Source organism: Cryptosporangium minutisporangium (assembly GCF_039536245.1).
Classification (GTDB): Bacteria; Actinomycetota; Actinomycetes; order Mycobacteriales; family Cryptosporangiaceae; genus Cryptosporangium; species Cryptosporangium minutisporangium.
The window spans coordinates 63375-69457 of sequence record NZ_BAAAYN010000057.1 but is presented as its reverse complement, the minus strand read 5'-3'; the positions used below and the strand labels follow the sequence as shown (position 1 = coordinate 69457).

At 65.4% G+C, this 6083-nt stretch carries 8 protein-coding genes; 2 read left to right on the top strand and 6 right to left on the bottom strand.

All coding sequences use genetic code 11. The annotated features are described in order from the left end of the window. Positions 1 to 295: PGPGW domain-containing protein (locus ABEB28_RS37095; RefSeq protein ID WP_345732973.1), on the bottom strand; the 295-nt coding region annotated here is incomplete at its 3' end. A gap of 146 nt (positions 296 to 441) precedes the next feature. Between ABEB28_RS37095 and ABEB28_RS37090 the strand changes: the two genes are divergently transcribed. After that, a complete protein-coding gene (locus ABEB28_RS37090) occupies positions 442 to 1137 on the top strand; it encodes a response regulator transcription factor (protein ID WP_345732970.1) in 696 nt (231 codons plus the stop codon). Continuing rightward, complete coding sequence (locus tag ABEB28_RS37085; RefSeq protein WP_345732969.1) at positions 1130 to 2248, top strand: sensor histidine kinase; 1119 nt, start codon at positions 1130 to 1132, stop codon at positions 2246 to 2248. Before ABEB28_RS37090 ends, ABEB28_RS37085 begins: the two co-directional genes overlap by 8 nt. Here ABEB28_RS37085 and vanX read toward each other — a convergent pair. The 5 genes from vanX to ABEB28_RS37060 all read right to left on the bottom strand — a co-directional run bounded on the left by vanX (position 2241) and on the right by ABEB28_RS37060 (position 6073). Beyond that, entirely contained in the window at positions 2241 to 2849 is a 609-nt protein-coding gene (gene vanX, locus ABEB28_RS37080) for a D-Ala-D-Ala dipeptidase VanX (RefSeq protein ID WP_345732968.1), read from the bottom strand. The genes ABEB28_RS37085 and vanX overlap by 8 nt on opposite strands. Continuing rightward, complete coding sequence (gene vanA, locus ABEB28_RS37075) at positions 2846 to 3886, bottom strand: D-alanine--(R)-lactate ligase (protein ID WP_345732967.1); 1041 nt, start codon at positions 3884 to 3886, stop codon at positions 2846 to 2848. Before vanA ends, vanX begins: the two co-directional genes overlap by 4 nt. Then, positions 3879 to 4898, bottom strand: a complete 1020-nt coding sequence (gene vanH / locus ABEB28_RS37070) for a D-lactate dehydrogenase VanH (protein WP_345732966.1) — start codon at positions 4896 to 4898, stop codon at positions 3879 to 3881. Before vanH ends, vanA begins: the two co-directional genes overlap by 8 nt. Positions 4899 to 5048: 150 nt before the next feature. Further along, positions 5049 to 5408, bottom strand: a complete 360-nt coding sequence (locus ABEB28_RS37065; RefSeq protein WP_345732965.1) for a hypothetical protein — start codon at positions 5406 to 5408, stop codon at positions 5049 to 5051. A gap of 95 nt (positions 5409 to 5503) precedes the next feature. Beyond that, positions 5504 to 6073, bottom strand: coding sequence for a dihydrofolate reductase family protein (locus tag ABEB28_RS37060; protein ID WP_345732964.1), 570 nt, complete (start codon positions 6071 to 6073; stop codon positions 5504 to 5506). Positions 6074 to 6083 lie beyond the last annotated feature (10 nt).

The following is a 6083-nucleotide window of genomic DNA, read 5'->3' as shown; positions in this document are numbered from 1 at the left end:
GACTCGTCCCGGTGCCCCAGCCGCCGAACGGCAACGACTCCTGCACTCCCCACACGATGCCTGCGCCGATCAGGAACAGACCCGCCGCGACCGAGCCGGTCAGCCGCCAGGGTGAGGAGACGCTCGCGTCGGCCGCTTGCATCGCTCGCTCCCGTACCGGCTCCACGTAGCGCCTCGCCCACGGGAACTCCGACGCCAGGAGGAGCAACCCGGCGAGTACCAACAGCAGGCCCGGCCCGGGAAGGACCAAGAGAAGCACACCGACGACGATGAGCGCTGCGCCGAGGATCGCCATCAGGATGCGCTTCACGGGCGGATCACCACTTGGGGCCGGGCACCTTGGCTGTCGGACGTCATGGCACACATCTCCTCACACCTGTCGGCGCCCGCCCGCGGTTTTTCGTATCCCGACGATATGCCCCAGGTCGTAGCGTTGAGTGCATGCGTGTCTTGGTCGTCGAGGACGAGCCCTACATGGCCGAGGCCATCCGCGATGGACTACGCCTGGAGGCGATCGCGGCCGACATCGCCGGTGACGGCAACACCGCACTGGAGATGCTGAGCGTCAACGCCTACGACATCGCCGTCCTAGACCGCGACATCCCCGGCCCCTCCGGCGACGAGATCGCCGCACGCATCGTCGCCTCCGGCAGCGGCATGCCGATCCTGATGCTCACCGCTGCCGACCGGCTCGACGACAAGGCGTCCGGGTTCGGGCTCGGCGCCGACGACTACCTCACCAAGCCGTTCGAGCTGCGGGAACTCGTCCTCAGGCTCAGAGCACTCGACCGCAGGCGCGCACACAACAGGCCGCCCGTGCGAGAGCTCGCCGGCCTGCGCCTGGACCCATTCCGCCGCGAGGTCTACCGCGACGGCCGCTACGTCGCGCTCACCCGGAAGCAGTTCGCCGTGCTCGAAGTCCTGGTCGCCGCCGAGGGCGGCGTCATCAGCGCCGAAGAACTCCTGGAACGGGCGTGGGACGAGAACGCCGACCCGTTCACCAACGCCGTGCGCATCACGGTCTCCGCCCTCCGCAAGCGACTCGGCGAACCCTGGCTGATCGCGACGGTGCCCGGCGTCGGCTACCGCATCGGCACCGGACCCGCCGCCGGAGACGAGGATGACCAGCGTGGATAGGCCGCGTGGTTTGAGCGTTCGCCTGAAGCTCACCCTCAGCTACGCGGGGTTCCTGATGCTCGCAGGCGCCATGCTGCTCGCGGTCGTGTGGGTGTTCCTCTTGCGATACGTACCCGACGTCTCAGCACCGCCGGGCCCCGGCGGCCACTTCCCCCGAGGTCCCAACCGCGACGATCTCCAGCGCGCGTTCGCCCCGCGGGCCATCGAGATGTTGGTGTTCCTGCTGATTTTCGGTCTGCTCGGGGGGTGGATCCTGGCCGGCCGCATGCTGGCCCCCCTGTCCCGAATCACGGACGCAACCCGCATGGCTGCGAGGGGGTCGCTCTCCCACCGGATCGCGTTGGAGGGCCATGCCGACGAGTTCCGCGAACTCGCCGACAGCTTCGACGCCATGCTCGCGCGGCTCGAAGCGCACGTCGCCGAACAGCAGCGCTTCGCAGCCAACGCGTCCCACGAACTGCGCACCCCGCTGGCGATCACGCAGACCCTTCTCGACGTCGCGCGCAACGATCCGAACCGCGACACCGGCGAGCTCGTGGAACGCCTCCGCGTCGTCAACACCCGAGCGATCGATCTCACCGAAGCGTTGCTCCTGCTCAGCCGCGCCGACCGGCGATCGTTCAGCCGAGAACACGTCGACCTGTCCCTGGTCGCGGAGGAAGCCACCGAAACGCTGCTGCCGCTCGCAGAGAAGCACGGGATCACGATCGAGACCTCCGGGGACGTCGCCCCCACCGTCGGCTCGCACGCGCTTCTGCTGCAGCTGACCACCAACCTCCTGCACAACGCCGTCGTCCACAACGTCGCCGACCACGGCACCGTGTGGGTCAACACCACCGCCGCTCACTCCAACGCCGTCGTGCTCACCGTCGAGAACACCGGCGAGAAGCTCACTCCCCAGCTGATCTCGACCCTCACCGAGCCGTTCCAGCGCGGCACCGAACGCATCCGCAGTGACCAAGCGGGCCTCGGCCTCGGCCTGGCGATCGTCAAGAGCATCACCCAAGCCCACGACGGGACGCTCACGCTCACCCGCCGGGACGCCGGAGGGCTCCACGTGAGGGTGCAGCTGCCGGCCGCGTCCGGTGACACGACGCTCGACATCAGGTGATCGGGAAATCGAAGTAGGTGTCCGGATACGGCTCGTCCCGCAGTGTGTAGTGCCACCACTCGCAGCCGTACGAACTGAAACCGCACGCCTCCAAGACGGAACGGAGATGTTGCCGGTTCCTCGCTTCGACCGGTGTGATTCCGCTCGCGCCATGATGTGAGATCGGATCCATCAGATCGTGGCCACCGCCCATGGGAGCGAGTTCACCGGTGGACAAGTCATAGAGCGTCAGGTCGACCGTGCTACCTCGGCTGTGACCCGACATCGCCGCTACATACCCCTTCTCGAACATCTCGGCTCGATCGATGTTCGGATAGTGCCGTCGCTTCGTCCGCCCGTCCTCCGGCTGTTTCGACCAGCGCAGGAAGCTATCCACGGCCCGCTGCGGGCGATAGCCGTCCCAGAGAAGCAAGCCGAAGCCGAGGTCCGCGGCCCGTTCCTGCACTCTTTCCAGAGCTGCGCATAAGACCCTCGTGCCGACGATTCGGTTTGCGAGGTAGCCCTCCACGGGCTTGCCGGTGAAGTTGTCCCAGGTGGCGTACTTGGCATCCCACCGCACCCCGGGCACGAGGTCGTCCACGTAGACGAAGTCGTCGTTCATCGGGCTCGTCCGGTCAAGGCGAGCGACACGATCCGATCGATCACCTCGGTGAGCGGCAAGCCGGCAGCCGCCATCATCCTCGGATAACGGCTGTACGAGGTCAGACCGGGCAGAGTGTTGACTTCGTTGAGCACGACCGTTCCGTCTTCCGTGAGGAACAGGTCCACCCGCGCCAGCCCTCGGCAGCCCAAGGCGCGATAGAGAGTCTTCGCGGTCTCCTGGACGAGCGAGCGCGACTCTGCCGGGATGTCCGCGGGAACGACTGGAGTGGAGTTCTCGGAACCGCTTTCCGGCTCGCTCTCCTGATGGATCCGGAAGAATCCATGGGACAGCGCGATCCGATCCACTTCACCCGCGATCAAATCGGGATCGTTGCCCAGAATCGCGCAGCCGACCTCGCTACCCACGACCGCCTCTTCGATCAGCACCTTCGAGTCATACCGTCTTGCGGTCTCCACCGCACTCCGCAATTCTTCTCCCCGAGCTACTTTGGTGACGCCGAACGAGGAGCCCGAACGCGCCGGCTTCACAAAAACAGGATAGGGAAGCAATTCCGGATCAACGTCAACGCTCGCCGTGACGGTCCAGAACTTCGGCGTGGCTACTCCAACGCTCCGAGCCACCAGGTAGGTCAGAGACTTGTCCATGCACAGGGCCGAGGTCGGGACGTCGCAGCCGACGTAGGGGATGCCGGAGAGCTCCAGCAAACCCTGTACCGCGCCGTCCTCGCCAAGCTTGCCGTGCAATACGGGAAACACCAGGTCGAGGCCGACCGACTCGTATTTCCCCTCGTCCAGCACGAGCAACCCGCGCTCGTTCCGGTCCGGCGAGAGCACGGCCGGACGGCAACTACCGCTCTCCAGGTCCACGTCCGGACCGTCACAGAGCTTCCAGTCGCCGCTCTTCGTGATCCCGATCCAGAACGGCTCGTACTTGCCGGAGTCGAGGTTGTTCGCGACCTCTCGCGCGGAGATGACGGAGACGGGGTGCTCCTCCGAGCTACCTCCGAAGACGATGCCGACCTTCAACCTATCCATGTCGTGTCCCGTTCTCGAACGCCAGACAATTGATCAGACTGTTTTCGACGGTGTCACTCAGGGCGTGGTCCGTGTAATAGGCGGTGTGCGGACTGATCAGCGCGTTCGGCATCTCTTGCAACCGCAGCAGCAGCTTGTTTTCGACGGAGCCCTCTCGGCAGTCGGTGTAGAAGATCCCTTCCTCACCTTCGAGGACGTCCAACGCCGCGCCGCCCAACCTGCCGCTCTCCAACGCCGAGACAAGAGCGTCGGTGTCGAGAAGCGAGCCGCGACCGGTATTGATCACGAACGCCCCGCGCTTCATCTGCTCGATGCGTCGACGATCCAGGAGATGGTGCGTGTCCGCAGTCAGCGGCGTGTGGAGCGTGACGATGTCGCTTCGCTGCAGCAATTCGGCGAAGGCCACGTAGTCGGCAGCGGCCGTTGGGCGACTGTCGTGGGCCAGAATTCGGCAGCCGAAACCTCGCAGCCGATCGATGACCGCCGCGCCGATGCGTCCTGTTCCGACGACTCCAACGGTCAGATCGCGCAGTTCTTTCCCGCGTATCTCGCTCAGTCGGTAGTCGTGGACATCGGCGCGGCGGACGGTCGATTTGGCCTGCCGCACCGCCATGAGCATCAGCATCAGCGTGAAGTCGGCCACGCTGTCCGGCGAATAGGCGACGTTCTCGACCCTGACGCCGACGCTCTCCGCGTACCCGACGTCGATATGGTCGTATCCGATGCTTCGCGTGGACACGTACCCGACACCGACCCGGCTGAGCGCACGGAGATCGGAGTTCGCGATTCGGCTCTTGTGGCCGACGCTGATACATCGGTTCCCGTCGGCCAACTCAATGGTGGCCTCGGACATCGGCGCCTCGGTGATCGTCGGTACGATGCCGAAGCGAGGCGCCATCTTCCGGAACAAGACGGCCTCGTCCGGCCCGCATCCGTAGACGGTGATTCCCGTTCGATGCGCCTCGGCCGAGGACGAGGACGCCAGTGTTCGGGCTTGTTCGCTGTCAGGCATGCTTTTAGTCAAGACAGCCGAGTGTTCTCAGTCCGTATGTGGTTTTCGATATGCCAGCGATAGGGGATGCCCCGGACTCGCCACAGGCGTTGCACATTCGGCGCCGTCATGGGGGACACGAACGTGCAACACCTCGACCAGGTCGATCCGTCAGCCGACACACATCGCGTAGACAGTGGCGGAGTAGGGAGTCGTCGTGCTGACGATTCCCTCCTTCTCGTCCAGCGTGGTACGCGTCCGAGTGGCGGTGACGCGCCAACCGCTCGCGCTCGGATAGGAGGCCGTGACCACGTACTGGTCGACAAGGGTATCGGTGTAGCGATCCGACGGAATGCTGTATCCACCGCCGGTGACCTTGTATCCAGCGGGACAGTTGACGCTACCGCGGGCGGTCACCGTCTTCGTGGTGCTGAAGTACTTCGTCGCAGCCTCGACCGCAGTGGGACTGATGAGTGCGCCGATCGTGAAGATCGACAGCCCAGCGACAACCGCCTTGCTTAAGCGCTTCAACGGTTCTCCTCGGAAGCCGAATCAGATCGCCGCCGAACGCATGAGTTCGGCGATCCGGCACCCGATCGACGCTGCGAGAAGCGACCTGAGAGGTCTCATCTCTTCGCGTAGGTGACGATGCTGACGCCGGAGTCGAAGTCGCGGCGCGCGGTCGGCAGGAAGTTCGTGGGAGCGAACGGTCCGTCGAAGAGCGGGATGCCGGAACCGACGACGACCGGATTGTGCTTGATGATCAGCACGTCGATCTCGTCGCGGAGCGCGGCGGCCAGCTTGCCGCCGCCGGCGAGCCAGATCCCCATGCCGTCCTGCTTCTTGAGGGCGCGCACCAGCGCGGCGGGGTCGTCGGCGACGATCTCCACCTCCGAGTCGGTGGGGCGCAGAGTGCGGGACACGACGTACTGCTTCAGGTGGGCGTAGGGACTCGTGATGCCTGCCTTCAGGGCCGGCTCGTACGTGCCGCGGCCCATGAGCACGGTGTCGAAGTGCCGATGCGGAACGGCGGTCAGGCCGAACGGCTCGCGGACGTGGACCGGCATCGTCTCGGGGTACTCGGCGAGGATCGCGTCCCGGACCTCCCCCTCGAAAGGCAAGAATTCGTAACTGCCGTCCGGAGCGGCGATGTACCCGTCGAGGCTGGCAGCAACGTAGTAGGTGAGCGTGCGCATCCGGTCTCTC